Genomic DNA, 22,727 nt, shown 5'->3' with positions numbered 1-22,727 from the left:
CTTATGACACATATTATTAACATCCTACAAGGAGAACAAAAGCATGAGCCAAATACACAAACACACCATTCCTGCCAACATCGCAGACCATTGCCTGATAAGCCCTCAGCAGTACGAGGCGATGTACCAACAATCAATTAACGCACCAGATACCTTTTGGGGCGAACAGGGAAAAATTCTCGACTGGATCAAACCGTACCAGAAGGTGAAAAACACCTCCTTTGCCCCCGGTAATGTGTCCATTAAATGGTACGAGGACGGCACGCTGAATCTGGCGGCAAACTGCCTTGACCGCCATTTGCAAGAAAACGGCGATCGTACCGCCATCATCTGGGAAGGCGATGACGCCAGTCAGAGCAAACATATCAGCTATAAAGAGCTGCACCGCGACGTCTGCCGCTTCGCCAATACCCTGCTCGAGCTGGGCATTAAAAAAGGTGACGTAGTCGCGATTTATATGCCGATGGTGCCGGAAGCCGCAGTCGCGATGCTGGCCTGCGCCCGCATTGGCGCGGTGCATTCGGTGATTTTCGGCGGCTTCTCGCCGGAAGCCGTTGCCGGACGCATCATCGATTCTAACTCACGGTTGGTGATCACTTCCGACGAAGGTGTGCGCGCCGGGCGCAGTATTCCGCTGAAGAAAAACGTTGATGACGCGCTGAAAAACCCGAACGTCACTAGCATTGAACATGTGGTGGTACTGAAGCGTACTGGCGGGAAAATTGACTGGCAGGAAGGGCGCGACCTGTGGTGGCACGACCTGGTTGAGCAAGCCAGCGATCAGCATCAGGCGGAAGAGATGAACGCCGAAGATCCGCTGTTTATTCTCTACACCTCCGGTTCTACCGGTAAGCCGAAAGGCGTGCTGCACACTACCGGCGGTTATCTGGTGTACGCGGCGCTGACCTTTAAATATGTCTTTGATTATCATCCGGGCGATATCTACTGGTGTACCGCTGATGTGGGCTGGGTTACCGGACACAGTTATTTGCTGTACGGCCCGCTGGCCTGCGGTGCGACCACGCTGATGTTTGAAGGCGTTCCCAACTGGCCGACGCCTGCCCGTATGGCGCAGGTGGTGGATAAGCATCAGGTCAATATTCTTTACACCGCGCCAACGGCGATTCGCGCGCTGATGGCGGAAGGCGATAAAGCGATTGAAGGTACCAACCGTTCGTCGCTACGTATCCTCGGTTCCGTGGGCGAGCCAATTAACCCGGAAGCGTGGGAGTGGTACTGGAAGAAGATCGGCAACGAGAAATGCCCGGTGGTCGATACCTGGTGGCAGACCGAAACTGGCGGTTTCATGATTACGCCGCTGCCTGGGGCGACCGAACTGAAAGCCGGTTCTGCGACGCGTCCGTTTTTCGGCGTGCAACCGGCGCTGGTGGATAACGAAGGTAATCCACAAGAAGGTGCCGCTGAAGGCAGTCTGGTGATCACCGACTCCTGGCCGGGTCAGGCGCGTACGCTGTTTGGCGATCACGAACGTTTTGAACAGACCTACTTCTCCACCTTCAAAAATATGTATTTCAGCGGCGACGGCGCGCGTCGCGATGAAGATGGCTATTACTGGATCACCGGGCGCGTGGACGACGTGCTGAACGTCTCTGGTCACCGTCTGGGGACGGCAGAGATTGAGTCGGCGCTGGTGGCGCATCCGAAAATTGCCGAAGCCGCTGTGGTCGGTATTCCGCACAATATTAAAGGTCAGGCGATCTACGCCTACGTCACGCTTAATCACGGGGAGGAACCGTCACCAGAACTGTACGCAGAAGTCCGCAACTGGGTGCGTAAAGAGATTGGCCCGCTGGCGACGCCAGACGTGCTGCACTGGACCGACTCCCTGCCTAAAACCCGCTCCGGCAAAATTATGCGCCGTATTCTGCGCAAAATTGCGGCGGGCGATACCAGCAACCTGGGCGATACCTCGACGCTTGCCGATCCTGGCGTGGTCGAGAAGCTGCTTGAAGAGAAGCAGGCTATCGCGATGCCATCGTAACCCACAATTGCCGATGCGAGTCGGTAACGGTTTGTAGGCCTGATAAGACGCGACCGCGGCGCATCAGGCGTTGATTGCCGGATGCGGCGTAAACACCTTATCCGGCCTACATTCGGCAACAGTTGTAGGCCTGATAAGACGCGACAGCGTCGCATCCGGCGTTGATTGCCGGATGCGGCGAAACGCCTTATCCGGCCTACATTTGGCAACAGTTGTAGGCCTGATAAGACGCGACCGCGGCGCATCAGGCGTTGATTGCCGGATGCGGCGTAAACGCCTTATCCGGCCTACATTCGGCAACGGCTGTAGGCCTGATAAGACGCGACAGCGGCGCATCAGGCGTTGATTGCCGGATGCGGCGTAAACGCCTTATCCGGCCTACATTCGGCAACGGCTGTAGGCCTGATAAGACGCGACAGCGGCGCATCAGGCGCTGGTTGCCGGATGCGGCGTGAACGCCTTATCCGGCCTACATCTGGCAACGGCTGTAGGCCTGATAAGACGCGACAGCGTCGCATCAGGCGTTGATTGCCGGATGCGGCGTAAACGCCTTATCCGGCCTACATTTGGCAAGGTTTACCTGGGCGTTAACCTTCTCCCATAAGGGAGCGGGAATTAAAACAATCCCTACATTACCTCTGGAGAATCTGTGATGAATGGTACGATTTATCAGCGGATAGAAGACAATGCGCATTTCAGGGAGTTAGTCGAAAAACGGCAACGGTTTGCCACCATCCTGTCGATTATTATGCTGGCAGTTTATATCAGCTTTATTTTACTGATCGCCTTTGCGCCCGGCTGGCTGGGCACCCCGCTGAATCCGAACACCAGCGTCACACGCGGTATTCCCGTTGGCGTTGGGGTCATTGTTATCTCCTTTGTTCTCACTGGTATCTACATCTGGCGGGCGAACGGCGAATTCGACCGTCTAAATAATGAAGTCCTGCATGAGGTACAAGCATCATGAAAAGAGTTCTGACGGCGCTTGCCGCCACACTCCCTTTCGCAGCTAACGCCGCGGATGCTATTAGCGGGGCCGTAGAGCGCCAGCCAACGAACTGGCAGGCGATTATTATGTTCCTGATTTTCGTCGTGTTCACGCTCGGCATTACCTACTGGGCGTCAAAACGCGTACGTTCTCGTAATGACTACTACACCGCAGGCGGCAATATCACTGGCTTCCAGAACGGGCTGGCGATTGCCGGGGACTATATGTCTGCCGCCTCATTTTTGGGGATCTCCGCGCTGGTGTTTACTTCCGGCTATGACGGGCTGATCTACTCGCTGGGCTTCCTGGTGGGCTGGCCAATCATTCTGTTCCTGATTGCTGAACGTCTGCGTAACCTGGGCCGCTATACCTTTGCGGATGTGGCTTCTTACCGCCTGAAACAAGGGCCGATTCGTATTCTTTCGGCTTGTGGTTCTCTGGTGGTGGTGGCGCTTTACCTTATCGCCCAGATGGTGGGCGCAGGTAAATTGATTGAATTGCTGTTCGGCCTTAACTATCACATTGCCGTGGTGCTGGTCGGCGTGCTGATGATGATGTACGTTCTGTTCGGCGGCATGCTGGCGACCACCTGGGTACAGATTATCAAAGCCGTTCTGTTGCTGTTCGGTGCCAGCTTTATGGCCTTTATGGTGATGAAACACGTCGGCTTTAGCTTCAACAATCTGTTCAGCGAAGCGATGGCGGTACACCCAAAAGGTGTCGACATCATGAAACCGGGCGGACTGGTGAAAGATCCGATCTCCGCGCTCTCTCTGGGGCTTGGACTGATGTTTGGTACGGCTGGCTTGCCGCATATTCTGATGCGCTTCTTTACGGTCAGCGATGCCCGCGAAGCACGTAAGAGCGTGTTCTATGCCACCGGATTTATGGGCTACTTCTATATCCTGACCTTTATTATCGGCTTTGGCGCAATCATGCTGGTTGGTGCAAATCCGGAATATAAAGACGCGGCGGGCCATCTGATTGGTGGTAACAACATGGCGGCAGTTCACCTGGCCAATGCGGTGGGCGGCAACCTGTTCCTCGGCTTTATTTCAGCGGTTGCTTTCGCCACTATCCTCGCGGTAGTTGCGGGTCTGACGCTGGCAGGCGCTTCCGCGGTTTCTCACGACCTGTACGCCAACGTCTTCAAAAAAGGCGCGACCGAACGTGAAGAGCTGCGGGTATCAAAAATCACCGTGCTGATTTTGGGCGTGATCGCGATTATCCTCGGCGTGCTGTTTGAGAATCAGAACATCGCCTTCATGGTGGGCCTGGCGTTTGCCATCGCCGCGAGCTGCAACTTCCCAATCATTCTGCTTTCCATGTACTGGTCGAAGTTGACTACTCGTGGCGCAATGATGGGCGGCTGGTTAGGACTGATTACTGCGGTAGTACTGATGATCCTCGGCCCAACGATTTGGGTACAGATCCTCGGTCACGAAAAAGCCATCTTCCCGTACGAATACCCGGCGCTGTTCTCAATCAGCGTGGCATTCCTCGGCATCTGGTTCTTCTCGGCAACCGATAATTCAGCGGAAGGGGCGCGTGAGCGTGAACTGTTCCGTGCGCAATTTATCCGTTCCCAGACCGGCTTTGGCGTTGAGCAAGGCCGCGCGCATTAATCTCCACTAGCCTCTGGTCACCTGACCAACGGTAAAAAGGTGCGATGTACTGCACCTTTTTACCGATTACACCGCCAAAGCGTTATTGGTTCTCTTCAATCAACAACGCTTCCAGCAGATCGAGATCGTGTAGCAACTTTTGCAGCGTTTCGTTGCTGATCTCCCGCGTGGCGCGCAGGTGATAAAGTTCCGCACGTTCAGAACGCAACGCCGCCAGACGGAAGCGACGCTCCAGGTTCTCTTCCTGGACAGAACTTTCAACGTCGTTTCGGCCGTCGGCGCGACGACGCAGGTTACCAATGACGCGAGAACTGACCTCCGTAAGCAGCTGGTTGTCGATATTCTCTTCAGTGTCCGCCGCCAGTCGCTCTTCCATTTTCTGGATCGCCACAATCGCCACTTCTGCCGTTGCCGCGCGCGCAATGCGTTCCTCTTTCAACTGCTGAGAATGATCTGCGACTTCAATGTGTTGCAGCAGAACAGGCAGCATCACCACGCCAACAAACAGCGAGAAGAGAATGACGCCAGCCGCCAGGAACACCAGCTCATAACGCGCCGGGAAGACGTTGCCATCCGGCAACAGCAGCGGAATAGAGAGCACACCAGCCAGGGTGATAGCCCCGCGAACCCCGGCAAAAGACGCGATAAGAATTTCTCGTGTGGTCCACGAACCAAACTCCATCGGTTTCTTCTTCAGGAAGCGGTTACTGAACTTTTTCATCGTCCACAGCCAGCCGAAACGGACCAGCATGAGCGCTGCGTAAATCAAGATGATGTCGGTAAACAGCATCCAGATTTCGACGTTCGGGTCGATCTCTGCCGCCATCAGCGACGTCTCCAGAATGCCCGGCAGTTGCAGGCCCAACAGCAAGAACACCATGCCGTTAAAGACAAACTCCAGCATCGCCCAGGTGCTGTTCGCACGCAGACGCATCGCCAGCGGCGCACGGCGCATCACGCCTGAACGGGTGATGGTCATCCCGGCAGCAACTGCCGCAAGGATACCGGAAACGCCAATATGTTCGGCAATCAGATAAGAGGCGAACGGCAGCAGGAACAGCAGAACGATCTGCGTCGCGGGTTCATCGCCGCCCCAGCGGCTCAGGAAGCGCAGCGAGCGACCATATAGCCAGCTCACCACAAACCCCGCGAGAATACCGCCGATCGCGACTTTCATAAATTCGACCGTCGCACCGCCAACAGTGAAGATCATGGTCCCCATCGCGACTGCCACGGCAAACTTCAGCGACACCAGGCCTGAGGCGTCATTCATCAACGCTTCGCCCTGCAAAATGCCCATGATTTTTTTCGGTATTCGCCCTTCGCCAACAATCCCGGAGAGCGCCACGGCATCGGTCGGAGAGAGCACCGCCGCCAGCGCAAAGGCCGGAATTAGCGGAATGCCTGGCACCACCCAATAAATGAGGAAGCCAATGCCGACTACGGTGACTACCACCAGCGCCAGCGCAAGACCGAAGATCTCCCGACCATGTTCGAGAAATTCACGAGTCGGCGTTTTCCAGCCATCAGCAAACAGCAGCGGCGGGATAAACAAAACTAAAAAGAGTTCAGGATCAAACTCCACATGCAAACCAAACGTCGGCCACGCCAGTAGCGCACCAATGGCGATTTGCATAAGCGGAAGCGGGATCTGAAAGGGCATGACACGAGTGACCACCCCGGACAGCGAAACCACGAGGGTCATTATCAGTATGGTAAAGAAGATTTCCATGCGTTCCCTGTTTGCGATGTTTTATGGTTTGAGAAAGGCGCTATGCCTGAATTCTCAGTTTTTTCAGAATATCGCAAAAGCTCACACAATGTACGGAGAAAATAAAAACGGGCAGCCATTGCCACCCGTTTTCAGAATCTTATTAAAGATTAGATAGCCCAGCCACCCGCGTAGAAGGTCACCAGCGCCGCGGCGATAACAACCGTACCAATGTTCAGCTTACGCCATTCGCCAGAAACCAGACGCCCAATAACCAGGGTAGCGAAACCGATCATAATGCCGGTCACGATATTACAGGTCAGTACAATGAATACCGCCGTCACCAGCCCCGCCATCGCATCGACAAAATCAGCAAAGTCGATTTTCGCCACGTTGCTCAACATCAGCAGGCCAACATACATCAGCGCCGGAGCCGTTGCGTAACCTGGAACAAGGTAAGAGAGCGGAGAGAGGAACAGAATCAGCAGGAACAGCACGCCAACGGTGATTGCCGTCAGACCGGTTTTACCACCCGCTGCCGTACCCGCCGCAGACTCGATGTATACCGCAGCCGGAGCCGCCCCCACCAGGCCTGAGAAAACGCTGCTCAGGGAGTCGGTGGTCAGCGCTTTGCCGCCATCAATGATCTGCCCGTCTTTATCCAGCAGGTTCGCCTGACCGGCGACTGCACGGATGGTTCCGGTCGCATCAAAGACCGCAGTCATCACCAGCGCCAGTACGCTCGGCAGTACCACCGGATTCAGCGCGCCCATAATATCCAGGCTACCAATCAGCGAGTTACCATTTTCATCGCTCAATGACGGCATAGCGAAAATGCCGGAGAAATGAACGTTAGGATCGAAGATCAGGCCCACAATCGAGATACCGATAATGGTCAGCAGAATACCGCCCGGCACTTTCAGTTTTTCCAGACCGACGATCACCGCCAGACCTACCAGCGACATAATAACCGGGAAGGTGGCGAAATCACCCAGCGCAACCGGCAGACCGTCGAGCGGATTTTTAATGACCAGGCCAACACCATTCGCAGCAATCAGCAGCAGGAACAGGCCGATACCAATCCCCGTACCGTGCGCCACACCGTGTGGCAAGTTGCGCAAAATCCAGCTACGGATACCCGTTGCAGAAATGACTGTAAACAGCACCCCCATCAGGAACACGGCGCCCAGCGCGACCGGAACGCTAATATGCTGCCCCAGCACCAGGCTGAATGCAGTAAACGCGGTCAGGGAGATAGCGCAACCGATAGCCAGCGGCAAATTGGCCCACAGCCCCATCGCGATAGAACCAATTCCGGCAACCAGACAGGTCGCAACAAAAACTGCTGCTGGTGGGAAGCCTGCTTTACCCAGCATGCCCGGAACGACGATGACCGAGTAGACCATCGCCAGAAACGTTGTTAACCCGGCAACCACTTCCTGACGGACAGTGCTTCCACGTTGTGAAATTTTAAACCAAGCGTCGAGTGAACCGCCGGTACGCGCTGATGGCGTAGACATAAAAAACATCCCCTGAGAGTTTATTTTTCGTCAAGATGCGTGGCGGACAATCCCCTGCCAGCGAAACGTTATCTTCCTGCTTCAGGTTTGCGACAATGTGGGGCGTCGCAAAAAAGCAAACGTTTAGCTCCGCGCATACAAAACGGGTGGTAAAAAAAAGCAAACGATTATCCGGCGATCATAGCGGCTTTTTCAACCTAAGTTTGCTGCTTTTTTCCCTTTTCTTGTATTGACGATGAAAAACCAGGCAATTGATGCGCAAACGTTATCGTCGATGCGCAAAATTACGGCATTTGTAGGTAGCTTGTAGCGAAGGGTTGCAGTAAAAAATCGTGCAAGATGGCAAAAATATTGCGGCTAAAAAACGTCTTTTTGCACTGGCGAAGATACGGAGGCGGCATACAATTAAAGTATCAACACCAACCGGAACCTCCACCACGTGCTCGAATGAGGTGTGTTGACGTCGGGGGAAACCCTCCTGTGTACCAGCGGGATAGAGTGAAAGACAAAGACCGGAAACAAACTAAAGCGCCCTTGTGGCGCTTTAGTTTTGCTCGTCTTCCAGCAAACGCGCGCCAGTACCTTCTTCCCCTAAGCGGTCGCCCGGGTTACGCAACGGGCAGTCGCTACGCGAAAGGCAGCCGCAGCCAATACAACCGTCCAGTTCATCTCGCAGAGCCACTAAGGTATGAATGCGCCGATCTAATTCTTCTCGCCATTGCGAAGAAAGCTGCTTCCACTCTTTGGCGCTTAATGTATGCCCTTCAGGCAACACACCAAATGCTTCACCAATAGTCGCCAATGGAATGCCAATACGTTGAGCAATCTTGATAATCGCCACATATCGCAACACATCACGCTTATATCGTCGCTGATTGCCGCTATTTCGAATACTGGTAATCAGCCCTTTGCTCTCATAGAAATGCAGTGCAGATACCGCTACCCCACTGCGTTTCGCCACTTCGCCTGGGGTGAGCAAGGCTTTAATGCGGGGTAATTTCTTTTCCATAAATCGCTTTACCTCAAGTTAACTTGAGGAATTATACTCCCCAACAGATGAATTAACGAACTGAACACTGAAAAGAGGCAGATTTATGTCCCATCAGAAAATTATTCAGGATCTTATCGCATGGATTGACGAGCATATTGACCAGCCACTGAACATTGATGTCGTCGCAAAAAAATCAGGTTATTCAAAGTGGTACTTACAGCGGATGTTCCGCACGGTAACGCACCAGACACTTGGTGATTACATTCGTCAACGCCGCCTGTTACTGGCTGCCGTTGAATTGCGCACCACCGAGCGCCCTATTTTTGATATCGCAATGGATCTTGGGTATGTCTCGCAGCAGACCTTTTCCCGCGTTTTCCGTCGGCAGTTTGATCGCACTCCCAGCGATTATCGCCACCGTATCTAGAATTATTGCCCGCACATTAACTCATGTGCGGGTAATTTCCCTGTCCATTCCATAAACATTTGCGGCGGCATCGCCTTTGCAAAATACCAGCCCTGGCAATAACGCACGCCGCGTTTGCGCAGCCAATTAACTTGCTCCGACGTTTCTACCCCTTCCGCTATCGTTTTTAGCCCCAGACTGTGCGCCAGTTCAATGATGTGTTCCGCAATCAAATGGCTGGTTTTGTGCGTGGTCAGCGTCTCAACAAACGATTTATCGATTTTCAAAATATCGATATTCAATGAATTAAGGTTGTGTAAGTTGGAGTAGCCAATACCGAAGTCATCAATCGCAACTTCATAACCGGCCTGACGGAAAGCATGAATAATCGGCGTCATTTTGGTGACATCAAGAAACGCATGTTCAGTAACTTCAAATTTAATTTGCTGCGGACGCACCGCGTATTGCTCTATTTTCTGATTGGTTCGCGCAATTAAACGCGATGTATGAAAGTCGGAGGCCGACAGGTTAATAGAAACATAGCGATCGGCATGTGTTGCCAGATACGCCCCCAGATCGCTGAATACATTATCAATAACATAATCAGTGACTAACTCAATCATCCCCTCTTTTTCCGCCAATGGGATAAACTCTGCCGGACTCATCACTTGCCCCTGGCCACCTGGCCAACGTAGCAACGCTTCAGCGCCAATACATTTTTCTGTTTTGATATCGATAATTGGCTGGTAATAAAGACAAAGCTGTCTTTTTTCGAGGGCGCGTTGCAATTTGCGTTTGGGTGACTGGTACTCCTGGCTAATCCGCAACCAGAGTAACAGGAGTACCAGACTGCAAAAAATACCTGCGGGCAAAGCAAAGATAAGATGATTATAAAAATGAGCGATAAGACGTTTATTTGAAGTGGCAACAATGGCCGCTATTGGGCGTTTTGTTGAATGTACCATTGCATACAAATGACCATTTCGTTGCACCGTTAAATCATTCAGATGAATTAACGGAGTAAACGTTTCAGCCGAGGCCTGGTTGCTTAACGAAAAAAAGGTTTTCGTCACCGTATCATACACGCCCCATTGCAACGTCGGATCGTCAGATATCACCTCGCTCCAGAATAAAGGATTGATGACCGCCACATAATTACCCCGCTGCATATAAGTCATTTTATAACCGGAGAAAAAAGGGGTATCGCGGTAATAATAGATAGAAATGTCAGGGTCACGCTTATAATCCGCGGGGGCGATCATATATCCGTCAGCGGGAGCGATAAGCGAAGAACATAAAAAACGGTTATCCTGGGCATATATCAGTTCATTGATATAAAGATAGCCACGAATAATATTCAACATTCGCTTCTGATGATCCGGAGTACAAACTTGCCCCTGATAGCGTTCCGCTTCATCGCTCGCTGAATCTGCCTGTTGAATGACCAGTTCGGATTTATCCAGCGCCAGTTGGGCAAAGACACGAAGCTGATTGTTCACTTCTGATTTTGCCCAAATGAAGGCAATCCATAGTGACAGGATGATGGGAAGAAGTGCTACAAAGATAATGCCCGGCAACGCCAGCAACTTGTGTCGTGCACGATGACTCATTTCTATCAATTCCCTGTCTGGTTATAGCTGGTCATTGCAAGGTGAAAACCCTGGCCACCGACGACGTTAGATAAATCTTACGGTATAAATAGCACTTTTGCCTGATTTGAAATTGATACCTTTATAATCGTTGTTTTAATAAAAATAACACGCTGATATCAAAAAGAATTTACTAAAAAATGCGGGTCAGTCAGGAATGTACGATATTTTGTATTTCCACGACGCCACTGAAAAACCACAAAATAAGCACGCTAATAAAAATAGTGACTCTATCTGGCTAACAAACAACCAATTGTGATATAGTTCACAAAAATAATGAAACACACTAATTGTTTCATTTTGGTATTTTGTAAGCCCCATGATAGCCAGAGTGCATCACACCTCCCGTGAACAACACCGTGCTGTCCAGGGCATCGGTTATTTTCAGAGGAAATGTTCGATGGCTACCCTCACCACTGGCGTGGTTCTTCTTCGCTGGCAGCTTCTTAGCGCCGTACTGATGTTTCTGGCAAGTACGCTCAACATCCGTTTTCGGCGGTCTGATTACGTAGGGCTCGCGGTGATCAGTAGTGGCCTGGGCGTTATTTCCGCCTGCTGGTTCGCGATGGGACTGCTCGGAATCACCATGATGGATATTGCCGCAATCTGGCACAATATTGAGTCGGTAATAGTGGAAGCCACAAATCAGGCACCGCCACAATGGCCGATGATTTTGGTGTGATATGCAGAAGCCTCCATTATGGAGGCTTCTTTTTTATCCCTGGCAGATGCGTTAATCACCTACCTTAAAACAATATAATCTATTGTTTTAAAACAAAATCAGAATGGGATATCGTCATCGAAATCCATCGGCGGCTCGTTAGACGGCGCTGCCGGAGCGGACTGCTGCGGGCGAGACTGCGCGCCGCCGCTGAACTGATTGCCACCCTGCGGCTGCTGAGGCTGGCCCCAACCGCCCTGCGGCTGACCGCCACCGACGTTACCGCCTGCCGGTGCACCACCGCCCTGACGGCCACCCAGCATCTGCATGGTGCCGCCAACGTTCACCACCACTTCCGTGGTGTAGCGATCCTGACCGGATTGATCGGTCCATTTGCGGGTACGCAGCTGACCTTCGATATAAACCTGGGAACCTTTACGCAGATATTCGCTGGCCACTTCAGCCAGTTTGCCGAACAGCACAACGCGGTGCCATTCAGTCTGCTCTTTCATCTCGCCGGTCGCTTTATCACGCCAGGATTCGGAAGTAGCCAGCGTAATGTTGGCAACTGCGCCACCATTTGGCATGTAGCGTACTTCCGGGTCCTGACCCAGATTACCAACGAGAATAACCTTGTTTACGCCTCTGCTGGCCATGTTCATGTCTCCTGAAAAAAACGTTCTAATAAGTGTAAACGCGCGATTGTAGCATTACCAATAGCGGTTTTACTATGTTGTGACCTCGGTTCCGCTAAACAATTCTGGTCAAACATTGTTACATAGCGCTCTGGGTTTTGCATTCCAACACTGTATATTCATTCAGGTCATTCTGTGTCATAATTAACCGTTTGTGATCGCCGGTAGCACCATGCCACCGGGCAAAAAAGCGTTTAATCCGGGAAAGGTGAATGGATAAGATCGAAGTTCGGGGCGCCCGCACCCATAATCTCAAAAACATCAACCTCGTTATCCCCCGCGACAAACTCATTGTCGTGACCGGGCTTTCGGGTTCTGGCAAATCCTCGCTCGCTTTCGACACCTTATATGCCGAAGGGCAGCGTCGTTACGTTGAATCCCTTTCCGCCTACGCGCGGCAATTTCTGTCACTGATGGAAAAGCCGGATGTCGACCATATTGAGGGGCTTTCACCCGCCATCTCCATTGAACAGAAATCGACGTCTCATAACCCACGTTCCACGGTGGGGACAATCACCGAAATCCACGACTATTTGCGTCTGCTGTACGCTCGCGTCGGTGAGCCGCGCTGCCCGGACCACGATGTTCCGCTGGCGGCGCAAACCGTCAGCCAGATGGTGGATAACGTGCTGTCGCAGCCGGAAGGTAAACGTCTGATGCTGCTGGCTCCGATTATTAAAGAGCGCAAAGGCGAACACACGAAAACGCTGGAGAATCTGGCAAGTCAGGGCTACATCCGTGCACGCATAGATGGCGAAGTCTGCGATCTTTCCGATCCCCCGAAACTGGAACTGCAAAAGAAACACACCATTGAAGTGGTTATTGATCGTTTCAAAGTACGCGACGATCTCACCCAACGTCTGGCTGAGTCGTTTGAAACGGCGCTGGAGCTTTCTGGTGGTACCGCGGTCGTCGCTGATATGGACGATCCAAAAGCGGAAGAACTGCTTTTCTCCGCCAACTTCGCCTGTCCGATTTGCGGCTACAGTATGCGTGAACTGGAACCGCGTCTGTTTTCGTTTAACAACCCGGCGGGGGCCTGCCCGACCTGTGACGGCCTCGGCGTACAGCAATATTTCGATCCTGACCGTGTGATCCAAAACCCGGAACTGTCGCTGGCAGGTGGTGCGATCCGTGGCTGGGATCGCCGCAACTTCTATTACTTCCAGATGCTGAAATCGTTGGCAGATCACTATAAGTTCGACGTCGAAGCACCGTGGGGCAGCCTGAGCGCGAACGTGCATAAAGTGGTGCTGTACGGTTCTGGCAAAGAAAACATCGAATTCAAATACATGAACGATCGTGGCGATACCTCCATTCGTCGTCATCCGTTCGAAGGCGTGCTGCACAATATGGAGCGCCGTTATAAAGAGACGGAATCCAGCGCGGTACGCGAAGAGTTAGCCAAGTTTATCAGCAATCGCCCGTGTACCAGCTGCGACGGAACACGTCTGCGTCGGGAAGCGCGCCACGTGTATGTCGAGAATACGCCGCTGCCTGCTATCTCCGACATGAGCATTGGTCATGCGATGGAGTTTTTCAACAATCTCAAACTCGCTGGTCAGCGGGCGAAGATTGCGGAAAAAATCCTCAAAGAGATTGGCGATCGTCTGAAATTCCTCGTTAACGTCGGCCTGAATTACCTGACACTTTCCCGCTCGGCAGAAACACTTTCCGGCGGTGAAGCCCAGCGTATCCGTCTGGCGAGCCAGATTGGCGCGGGCCTGGTTGGTGTGATGTACGTGCTGGACGAACCGTCTATCGGCCTGCACCAGCGCGATAACGAGCGCCTGTTGGGTACGCTTATCCATCTGCGCGATCTCGGTAATACCGTGATTGTGGTGGAGCACGACGAAGACGCGATTCGCGCCGCTGACCACGTTATCGACATTGGCCCGGGCGCGGGTGTACACGGTGGTGAAGTGGTCGCGGAAGGTCCGCTGGAAGCGATTATGGCCGTGCCGGAGTCGTTGACCGGGCAGTACATGAGCGGCAAACGCAAGATTGAAGTGCCGAAGAAACGCGTTCCGGCGGATCCGGAAAAAGTGTTGAAGCTGACAGGCGCGCGTGGCAACAACCTGAAAGACGTGACGCTGACACTGCCAGTCGGTCTGTTTACCTGCATTACAGGTGTTTCAGGTTCCGGTAAATCGACGCTGATTAACGACACGCTGTTCCCGATTGCCCAACGCCAGTTGAACGGCGCGACCATCGCCGAACCGGCACCGTATCGCGATATTCAGGGACTTGAGCATTTCGATAAAGTCATCGATATCGACCAAAGCCCGATTGGTCGTACTCCGCGTTCTAACCCGGCGACCTATACCGGCGTGTTTACGCCTGTACGTGAACTGTTTGCGGGCGTACCGGAATCCCGCGCGCGCGGTTATACGCCAGGACGTTTCAGCTTTAACGTCCGTGGCGGTCGTTGCGAAGCCTGTCAGGGCGATGGCGTGATCAAAGTGGAGATGCACTTCCTGCCGGATATCTACGTGCCGTGCGACCAGTGCAAAGGTAAACGCTATAATCGTGAAACGTTGGAGATTAAGTACAAAGGCAAAACCATCCACGAAGTGTTGGATATGACCATCGAAGAAGCGCGTGAGTTCTTCGATGCCGTACCGGCGCTGGCGCGTAAGCTGCAAACGTTGATGGACGTTGGCCTGACGTATATCCGCCTCGGGCAGTCCGCAACCACGCTTTCCGGCGGTGAAGCCCAGCGCGTGAAGCTGGCGCGTGAGCTGTCAAAACGCGGCACCGGGCAGACGCTGTATATTCTCGACGAGCCGACCACCGGTCTGCACTTCGCCGATATTCAGCAACTGCTCGACGTGCTGCATAAACTGCGCGATCAGGGCAACACCATTGTGGTGATTGAGCACAATCTCGACGTGATCAAAACCGCCGACTGGATTGTCGACCTGGGACCAGAAGGCGGTAGCGGTGGCGGTGAAATCCTCGTCTCCGGTACGCCAGAAACCGTCGCGGAGTGCGAAGCATCACACACGGCACGCTTCCTCAAGCCGATGCTGTAATCGTTAAGGCCGCTTTCTGAGCGGCCTCAGATTATTAACAAAGTGCGCTTTGTTCTTGCCGGATGCGGTGTGAACGCCTTATCCGGCCTACAAAAACATGCAATTTCAATATATTGCAGGGATTACGTAGGCCTGATAAGCGTAGCGCATCAGGCAATTTTGCGTTTGTCATCATTCTCAGGCCGCTTGCTGAACGGCCTCAGATTATTAACAAAGTGCGCTTTGTTCTTGCCGGATGCGGCGTGAATGCCTTATCCGACCTACATAAACATGCAATTTCAATATATTGCAGGGATTACGTAGGCCTGATAAGCGTAGCGCATCAGGCAATTTTGCGTTTGTCATCATTCTCAGGCCGCTTGCTGAACGGTCTTTTCCTTTCAGAGTTGCACCAGCAATTTACGTTTTTCTTCCGGCAGCAAATTCACCGCCTGCTGATACGACGCATCGACCAGATAATAGATTTGCGAATCCGGCAACGAGCCGTCGAGATATACGGTGCTCCAGTGCGCTTTGTTCAGATGCCGACTGGGACGCACATCGCTATGCTGCTGTCGCAAAAGCTCGGCCAGCGCAGGGCTGGTTTTCAGCGAAACCGCTGGGCGATTTTCCACTTCTTTCACCATCGCAAACAGCACATCTTCCACTTTGATTTGCGTTGCTTTCCAGTCACTATGCACACTCTGTTCTGCGCCTGGTTTTGCCATGCAATATTGTAGCAACTCCGAAATGGTCATTTTTTACTCCCCTTGTAGTGTCGCGATAATGCGACGCGAACCGCCGTGGATGCGATGTTCCCCAAGCCATATTCCCTGCCAGGTGCCGGTCTGAATACGCCCCTGATGCACTGGCAATACGAGCGATACCCCCAGCATCGAGGATTTGATATGAGAAGGCATATCGTCTGCCCCTTCATAGTCATGCTCATAGTTTCCGTTGTCGGGAACGGTGCGGAGGAAAAAACGCTCCATGTCATAGCGTACTGTGGGGTCGCAATTCTCATTAAGTGTCAGAGAGGCGGAAGTGTGTTGCAGCAACAGGTGCAGTAAACCGACATTAACACGCGGCATATCAGCTAGTTGAGTCAGGATTTCATCCGTTACCAAATGAAACCCACGAGATTTAGCGCTAAGCGTGAGCGTCTTTTGAAACCACATGTGCTGCTCCTTGATAAAACTCTCTTAATCAGTTTGCAGCAAGACAGCGAAAGGATAAAGGTGTGATTAAAAAAACAGCATTCGGGAGAGTCAGGCGCTCTCCCGACTTATCAGTATTCTGAATTGATGATCACCTCTTCATCGAATGCACCCGCTTGTGGCAAGGGTTTGTAGGTAGAGTTAGAGGCTCGCAGAATGCGGATGCCACGGATGCCAACATCACGCGCAGCGGTAATATCGTTATCGGAATCACCATAAAAAATTCGGATATTTTTATCCTGTAGCCACTGCGTTTTTGTATTTTGTTCTGCTTTATCGCCCGCAAAAATCACCGGGTTCATACTGGTTGCAGGAATGTGAAAGTCATCAGCTAGCGTTTTTGACACTGTTTCAGTTTTCGTAGGGCTACGACCTGTCACAAAGAAAATGGTGTCGCCACGGCGGACATGCATATCAATTAGCTGACGCGCGACCTCTTTTGGAATACTGAATTCATCCCAACCGTTGTTCATCTTTTCCCAGAATGCCGGGTTTTTTAGATAATCTTCGCTTTCTGGCGAGAACGTTTTTTTGCCGCGCCAGAATCCAGGGCTAGAAAACAGAACAGTGTCATCAATATCAAACCCAACTGCCATCTGTGGGCGTCCTGCCAGACTGTTTTCAATTTGGGCGACTGAAACCCAATGAATTGGCGCCTGTTCAGCGAGTTTGGCTACGTTAGTACCCGGATTAAGCGGTGAAGGTGATGAGGCCAGGGCAACAGCGGAACTGTTTAGAGCGAACAATAAGCAAACAGCACTCAATGCCTGTGTGATCTTGCGCATATTTTTCCCTAAATAGTCAGTAAGTTAAAACTTTTTATTGTGAGATTTGTTGAAAAAACCATCTGACCATAACGCCAGCAGCGGGGGAAAGGAAGGATTATCTGCGGTTTTGTTAGAGAAAGGGAGCAGGATCACATGAGAGAAGTTCGTGTTTTTTAATAGCTTAATGTCTATCCATGGAGTAGGTATATCCATTTAGTCCGTGGTTAATATCGCTTACCAGAAGTGAGCGGCTTTATATGAGGGGTAGAATATTTCCTTCTCTCTATTCTCAATGATACTAATTATATCAACAAGTTAAAATTGAGCAGGCGGCTGTTCAACCACCTGCTAACGACATTACATCACTGCTGCAAACGCCTTCGCCACGCGATGCACATTTTGCGCATTAAGTCCGGCAACACACATGCGGCCGCTGGCAATCAGGTAAACACCAAACTCTTCACGCAGTCGGTCAACCTGAGCAGCGCTTAAACCGGTATAGCTGAACATGCCGCGCTGCTTAAGCAGATAATCAAAATTGCGTTCTGGCATCTCTTTACTCAATACCTTCACCAGTTCCTGACGCATCGCCAGAATACGGGTACGCATTTCTTCCACTTCTGCCAGCCAGCTAGCTTTTAACGCCGCATCATTCAGCACCGTAGCCACCACCTGCGCACCAAAATTTGGCGGGCTGGAGTAGTTGCGACGAACTGTTGCTTTCAACTGCCCCAGTACGCGGCCTGCGGCTTCGGCATCTTCACACACCACAGAAAGACCGCCGACACGCTCGCCGTAAAGGGAGAAAATTTTCGAGAATGAATTGCTCACCAGAGCAGGTAATCCGGCGCTGGCGATCGCGCGAATGGCATAGGCATCTTCTTCCATACCGGCACCAAATCCTTGATAGGCAATATCGAGGAATGGGATAAGCTCGCGTGCTTTGAGAATTTCAATCACCGCATCCCACTGGTCGTTGGTGAGATCGGCGCCCGTTGGGTTATGACAACAAGGATGCAGCAGCACAATGCTGCGGGCAGGTAATGTTTTCAGCGTCGCCAACAGGTCATTAAAACGCACGCCGTTAGTCGCTTCGTCATACCAGGGGTAAGTATTCACTTCGAATCCAGCCCCCGCGAATATTGCCACATGGTTTTCCCAGGTGGGATCGCTGACCCAGACGCCTGATTCCGGGAAGTAGCGTTTCAGGAAGTCAGCGCCTACTTTTAATGCCCCCGAACCACCGAGCGTCTGAATGGTCGCCACACGCTGTTGTTGTAGCACCGGATGGTCAGCGCCAAACAGCAGCGGCGAAATGGCATGGCGATAGCTGTTCAGCCCTTCCATCGGTAAATAAAGCGAAGCGCCATGAGGTTGTGCATTCAGACGCGCTTCCGCTTCCGCGACAGCTTTTAGTTGCGGAATAATCCCGTCTTCGTTGTAGTACAGGCCGATACTCAAATTCACTTTGTCGCTGCGAGTGTCTTCTTTAAAACGCTCCATAAGCGAAAGAATCGGGTCGCCAGCATAGGCGTCAACTTTTTGAAACACGCGATGGTTCTCCTGGTTTACGGGCAGGTGGTTAAAACACAATAAACCGGAAGATGGCGAAGATCGAGAGGATGTTCAGCGACGAACGGCAATTAGCAACAGAGTGAGACTCATGACAAACGCACAATCGCCAGATGCACGGCCTTTATAAGAGCCATGCGAGAAAATCAATTTATTGAATTTACAAGATATTACGTGCCGGATAAGGCATTCACGCCGCATCCGGCACAGACAATCAACTATTACAGAACGATTAATCCACGTATTTCATCGCGACCCTTGACGTCAGGCGCGTGATAAGTTCGTAAGCACTCACTTTTGTTATTTCTGCGATACGTTCTACGGGCAAACCTTCGCCCCATAAAATGACCTGGTCCCCGGCTTTATCCTGCGCCTGTGGACCTAAATCTACGCAGATCATATCCATCGCCACGCGACCGACAATCGGCACTTCACGACCATTAACCAGCACTGGCGTACCGGACGGCGCGGCGCGCGGGTAGCCATCGCCATAGCCCATCGCCACCACGCCAAGGCGGGTATCGCGCTCGCTAATCCAGGTGCCTCCATAGCCTACCGGTTCACCCGCTTTATGCTCACGCACGGCAATCAGGCTGGAGGTCAGAGACATCACTGGCTGGCAACCGAAATCAGCACCGGTGGAGCCATCTTCCAGCGGTGACACGCCGTAAAGAATGATGCCCGGGCGCACCCAATCAAAATGCGACTGCGGCCATAACAAAATTCCACCCGATGCGGCGATTGAACGCTTGCCGGGTTTGCCTTCGCAAAAGGTATTGAAGATATCGAGTTGTTTCTCAGTCGCGCCGCATTTTGGCTCATCAGCGCGAGCAAAGTGGCTGACAATATTCACCGGCTGACGGACGTTTTTACATTGCGTAAGACGTTGATAAAACGCCTCAGCTTGTTCCGGTAAAACGCCCAGTCGGTGCATACCAGTGTCGAGTTTCATCCAGACGGTAACTGGCTCCTCCAGACTGGCCTCTTCCAGAGCAGCGAGCTGTTCTTCGTTATGCACGGCGGTATGCAGATGTTCAGCGGAGATCGTCGGCAGATCGTCTGCTTCAAAAAAGCCTTCCAGTAACAATATAGGTTGCGTGATGCCCCCTGCTCTAAGCCGCAGGGCTTCTTCGAGACGGGCTACGCCAAAGGCGTCGGCATCAGGAAGCGTTCGCGCGGTTTCAAGAAGACCGTGACCATAAGCGTTCGCTTTCACCACCGCAACCAGTTTACTGGCGGGGGCCAGTTCACGCAGACGTTGCAAGTTGTGTCGCAGAGCGCGGCGGTTAATCACTACAGTTGCCGCTTGCATTTGTATTCCTTGATAAGTGTTTGCTTTAATTACCTAATACATAAAATAATTATTATTCGTCATCGTACTGCGGCCCCGCGTAGTTGTCGAAGCGCGACCATTGACCGTTAAAGGTCAGGCGTACCGTCCCGATTGGGCCGTTACGTTGTTTACCGATAATAATTTCCGCGATGCCTTTCAAATCACTGTTCTCGTGATAAACCTCATCACGATAGATAAACATGATCAAGTCCGCATCCTGCTCGATGGAGCCGGATTCACGCAAGTCGGAGTTGACCGGACGTTTGTCGGCACGTTGTTCCAGAGAACGGTTCAACTGGGACAGGGCCACCACCGGCACATTCAGTTCTTTTGCCAGCGCTTTCAGCGAGCGGGAGATTTCCGCAATTTCCAGCGTACGGTTGTCGGAAAGTGACGGCACACGCATCAGCTGCAGGTAGTCGATCATGATAAGCCCGATGCCGCCGTGCTCACGGGCAATACGACGCGCGCGCGAGCGCACTTCCGTTGGCGTCAGACCGGAGGAGTCATCAATATAGATGTTACGTTTCTCGAGCAAAATGCCCATCGTGCCGGAAATACGCGCCCAGTCTTCATCATCCAGCTGCCCGGTACGGATTTTGGTCTGGTCAACGCGCGACAGCGATGCCAGAGAACGCATCATAATCTGTTCCGATGGCATCTCCAGCGAGAAGATAAGTACCGGTTTATCCTGCAACATCGCCGCATTTTCGACGAGGTTCATCGCAAATGTCGTTTTACCCATCGACGGACGCGCCGCGACGATAATCAAGTCCGACGGCTGCAAACCGGCGGTTTTTTTGTTGAGATCGTCATAGCCGGTGTTTACCCCGGTGACGCCATCGTGCGGCTGCTGGAACAGTTGCTCAATACGCGCCACGGTAGCGTCGAGCACATCGGCGATGTTCTTCGGCCCTTCGTCTTTATTGGCGCGACTTTCGGCAATTTTAAAGACGCGGGATTCAGCAAGGTCCAGCAAGTCTTCACTGGTGCGCCCTTGCGGATCAAAACCAGCTTCGGCAATCTCGTTAGCAACTGAGATCATCTCACGGACAACAGCACGTTCCCGCACGATGTCAGCATAAGCGCTGATGTTCGCCGCACTTGGCGTATTTTTTGACAGCTCTGCCAGATAAGCGAAACCACCGACGCTATCAAGTTGCCCCTGGCGCTCCAGCGATTCCGCCAGAGTTATCAGGTCTATCGGGCTACCACCTTCCTGCAAACGCGCCATTTCGGTAAAGATATGGCGGTGCGGACGGGTGTAGAAATCGTCTGCCACGACACGCTCGGCTACATCGTCCCAGCGTTCGTTATCCAGCATTAAACCGCCCAACACCGACTGCTCCGCTTCGATCGAGTGCGGAGGCACTTTCAGCCCGGCAACTTGTGGATCGCGTTCGCGAAGCTCAGCCTGCTGTTTGTTGAAGGGTTTATTTCCAGCCATAGTGAATGGAGTTACCTGCTGTTAAAAAAGGACTAGAGAGTATAGCGAGAAACGGTTTCTCGCTACAGCATTTAACGCCCCCGTCTTCCGGTAGAAGCGCGAATTTGCAGGGTTGGGCGATAGACGTAATGGCTGAGCGGTGCGTCTGGCTGCGCAATACGCCGTAAAATTTGCTGCGCCGCCTGTTTCCCTAGAGCCAATGGTTCTACCGCAATTGTGGTTAACGGCGGGTTACTGTAAGCACAAGCCGCCACGCCATCATTACCAATCAACGAAATATCTTCCCCGGCAAATAATCCTCTTTCGCCTAGTGCCGACTCCGCGCCAAAAGCCATTAAATCGTTATAACAAATCACCGCTGTGGGTGGCGAAGGCATATCCAACAGTTGTTGCATCAACTGGTAACCGTTGGCCTGAGTCGGTTCAGCACGCAGCGAAAAAGCATCAGTGCTCCACGGCTGTAAATCATGATGGTTCATCGCCTCCAGGTATCCCTGATAACGCATATGGTGCGTAAGTCCCCCAATAAACACGATGTCTCTGTGCCCTTGTTGAATGAGATATTCCGTAGCTTCCCGGACACCTGCGTGGCTGTCCACGCCAACGTAATCGACGGGCAATTGTTGCCAGTCCAGAGGGCGCATTGTGATTAATAAGGGTGTGGAACTGTTGGCATAACGCTGTAAATCGGCTTCTGAGGTGCTGTTTACTGGACAGAGGACAATGCCCGCGACGTGGTGTTCCAGCAAGGTATCAAGTACCTGTTTTTGCCGATCGCTACGCTGGGAGGTATTGGACATTACGGTGATAAAACCGTGCTCCGCCAGCGTGATCTCAAGGCCCATTGTAAATTCAGCGAAAAAAGGGTTGGTCAAATCATCAATCACCACGCCGATAGTCAGCGATTTTTGCGAACGCAGATTGGCAGCAAAACGGTTATAGACATAGCCTAATTGCTCAATGGCTTGCTGGACTTTTTGTTGCGTCTCTTTTTTGATAAGCGGACTGTCGTTGAGTACCAGCGACACGGTCGATTTCGAAACGCCAGCCGCACGTGCAACATCGGTTAATGTTACCCGCTTTCTTCCTGTATCCGACTTCGCCATGACTACTCCAAACCCCCATAAGA

The 22,727-nt window shown here is 52.2% G+C and carries 18 protein-coding genes; 6 read left to right on the top strand and 12 right to left on the bottom strand.

Translation table 11 applies throughout. The features are described from left to right. Nucleotides 1-43: 43 nt before the first annotated feature. The 3 genes from acs to actP all read left to right on the top strand — a co-directional run bounded on the left by acs (nt 44) and on the right by actP (nt 4,615). Nucleotides 44-2,002: an acetate--CoA ligase gene (gene acs / locus D9597_RS20440; protein ID WP_130224299.1), complete on the top strand. Its 1,959-nt coding sequence runs from the start codon at nt 44-46 to the stop codon at nt 2,000-2,002. A 652-nt stretch (nt 2,003-2,654) separates the two neighbouring features. Continuing rightward, complete coding sequence (locus tag D9597_RS20435; RefSeq protein WP_001337746.1) at nt 2,655-2,969, top strand: DUF485 domain-containing protein; 315 nt, start codon at nt 2,655-2,657, stop codon at nt 2,967-2,969. After that, nucleotides 2,966-4,615 carry a cation/acetate symporter ActP gene (gene actP, locus D9597_RS20430; protein WP_000832550.1) on the top strand — a complete coding sequence of 550 codons (1,650 nt, stop codon included), beginning with the start codon at nt 2,966-2,968 and terminating at the stop codon, nt 4,613-4,615. The genes D9597_RS20435 and actP overlap by 4 nt, the downstream gene beginning before the upstream one ends. A gap of 82 nt (nt 4,616-4,697) precedes the next feature. On the opposite strand, the gene D9597_RS20425 is transcribed toward actP, so the two are convergent. The 3 genes from D9597_RS20425 to soxR all read right to left on the bottom strand — a co-directional run bounded on the left by D9597_RS20425 (nt 4,698) and on the right by soxR (nt 8,855). After that, nucleotides 4,698-6,347: a Na+/H+ antiporter gene (locus D9597_RS20425; protein ID WP_130205832.1), complete on the bottom strand. Its 1,650-nt coding sequence runs from the start codon at nt 6,345-6,347 to the stop codon at nt 4,698-4,700. A gap of 149 nt (nt 6,348-6,496) precedes the next feature. Continuing rightward, on the bottom strand, nt 6,497-7,846 hold the full coding sequence (gene ghxP / locus D9597_RS20420) for a guanine/hypoxanthine transporter GhxP (protein ID WP_130224297.1): 1,350 nt from the start codon (nt 7,844-7,846) through the stop codon (nt 6,497-6,499). A 544-nt stretch (nt 7,847-8,390) separates the two neighbouring features. Beyond that, the gene (soxR, locus tag D9597_RS20415; RefSeq protein ID WP_000412428.1) at nt 8,391-8,855 is read right to left on the bottom strand and encodes a redox-sensitive transcriptional activator SoxR; all 465 of its coding nucleotides are present in this window, start codon (nt 8,853-8,855) and stop codon (nt 8,391-8,393) included. A gap of 85 nt (nt 8,856-8,940) precedes the next feature. Between soxR and soxS the strand changes: the two genes are divergently transcribed. After that, nucleotides 8,941-9,264, top strand: a complete 324-nt coding sequence (gene soxS, locus D9597_RS20410) for a superoxide response transcriptional regulator SoxS (protein ID WP_000019357.1) — start codon at nt 8,941-8,943, stop codon at nt 9,262-9,264. 2 nt (nt 9,265-9,266) lie between these two features. On the opposite strand, the gene D9597_RS20405 is transcribed toward soxS, so the two are convergent. After that, nucleotides 9,267-10,853 (bottom strand): EAL domain-containing protein, encoded by a 1,587-nt coding sequence (locus D9597_RS20405; protein ID WP_130224295.1) that lies wholly within the window; start codon nt 10,851-10,853, stop codon nt 9,267-9,269. A gap of 439 nt (nt 10,854-11,292) precedes the next feature. Here D9597_RS20405 and D9597_RS20400 point away from each other — a divergent pair, with 439 nt between their 5' ends. After that, nucleotides 11,293-11,574 (top strand): YjcB family protein, encoded by a 282-nt coding sequence (locus tag D9597_RS20400; protein ID WP_130224293.1) that lies wholly within the window; start codon nt 11,293-11,295, stop codon nt 11,572-11,574. Nucleotides 11,575-11,672: 98 nt separating this feature from the next. Here the strand turns inward: D9597_RS20400 and ssb1 are convergent, their stop codons facing one another. After that, nucleotides 11,673-12,209, bottom strand: coding sequence for a single-stranded DNA-binding protein SSB1 (gene ssb1 / locus D9597_RS20395; protein WP_000168309.1), 537 nt, complete (start codon nt 12,207-12,209; stop codon nt 11,673-11,675). Between the two features lie 251 nt (nt 12,210-12,460). Here ssb1 and uvrA point away from each other — a divergent pair, with 251 nt between their 5' ends. Further along, on the top strand, nt 12,461-15,283 hold the full coding sequence (uvrA, locus tag D9597_RS20390; protein WP_130205822.1) for an excinuclease ABC subunit UvrA: 2,823 nt from the start codon (nt 12,461-12,463) through the stop codon (nt 15,281-15,283). Nucleotides 15,284-15,663: 380 nt separating this feature from the next. On the opposite strand, the gene D9597_RS20385 is transcribed toward uvrA, so the two are convergent. From D9597_RS20385 to D9597_RS20350, 7 genes are all read right to left on the bottom strand, one after another. Next, nucleotides 15,664-16,020: an MmcQ/YjbR family DNA-binding protein gene (locus D9597_RS20385; protein WP_130218565.1), complete on the bottom strand. Its 357-nt coding sequence runs from the start codon at nt 16,018-16,020 to the stop codon at nt 15,664-15,666. A 3-nt stretch (nt 16,021-16,023) separates the two neighbouring features. Continuing rightward, a complete protein-coding gene (locus tag D9597_RS20380; RefSeq protein WP_130205818.1) occupies nt 16,024-16,440 on the bottom strand; it encodes a secondary thiamine-phosphate synthase enzyme YjbQ in 417 nt (138 codons plus the stop codon). Between the two features lie 110 nt (nt 16,441-16,550). Beyond that, nucleotides 16,551-17,264 carry an acid phosphatase AphA gene (gene aphA, locus D9597_RS20375; RefSeq protein WP_130224290.1) on the bottom strand — a complete coding sequence of 238 codons (714 nt, stop codon included), beginning with the start codon at nt 17,262-17,264 and terminating at the stop codon, nt 16,551-16,553. A 339-nt stretch (nt 17,265-17,603) separates the two neighbouring features. Beyond that, nucleotides 17,604-18,797: an aromatic amino acid transaminase gene (tyrB, locus tag D9597_RS20365; RefSeq protein WP_130224288.1), complete on the bottom strand. Its 1,194-nt coding sequence runs from the start codon at nt 18,795-18,797 to the stop codon at nt 17,604-17,606. A 253-nt stretch (nt 18,798-19,050) separates the two neighbouring features. Beyond that, nucleotides 19,051-20,130, bottom strand: coding sequence for an alanine racemase (gene alr, locus D9597_RS20360; protein WP_130218569.1), 1,080 nt, complete (start codon nt 20,128-20,130; stop codon nt 19,051-19,053). 52 nt (nt 20,131-20,182) lie between these two features. Next, complete coding sequence (gene dnaB / locus D9597_RS20355; RefSeq protein WP_130205810.1) at nt 20,183-21,598, bottom strand: replicative DNA helicase; 1,416 nt, start codon at nt 21,596-21,598, stop codon at nt 20,183-20,185. A gap of 71 nt (nt 21,599-21,669) precedes the next feature. Further along, nucleotides 21,670-22,704, bottom strand: a complete 1,035-nt coding sequence (locus D9597_RS20350) for a LacI family DNA-binding transcriptional regulator (protein WP_130205808.1) — start codon at nt 22,702-22,704, stop codon at nt 21,670-21,672. Nucleotides 22,705-22,727 lie beyond the last annotated feature (23 nt).

This window comes from Escherichia sp. E13S3, from assembly GCF_004212325.1.
In the GTDB taxonomy this organism is placed as follows: domain Bacteria; phylum Pseudomonadota; class Gammaproteobacteria; order Enterobacterales; family Enterobacteriaceae; genus Escherichia.
Note: the sequence above shows the minus strand (reverse complement) of the source record. Positions and strands in the feature narration are given on the sequence as shown.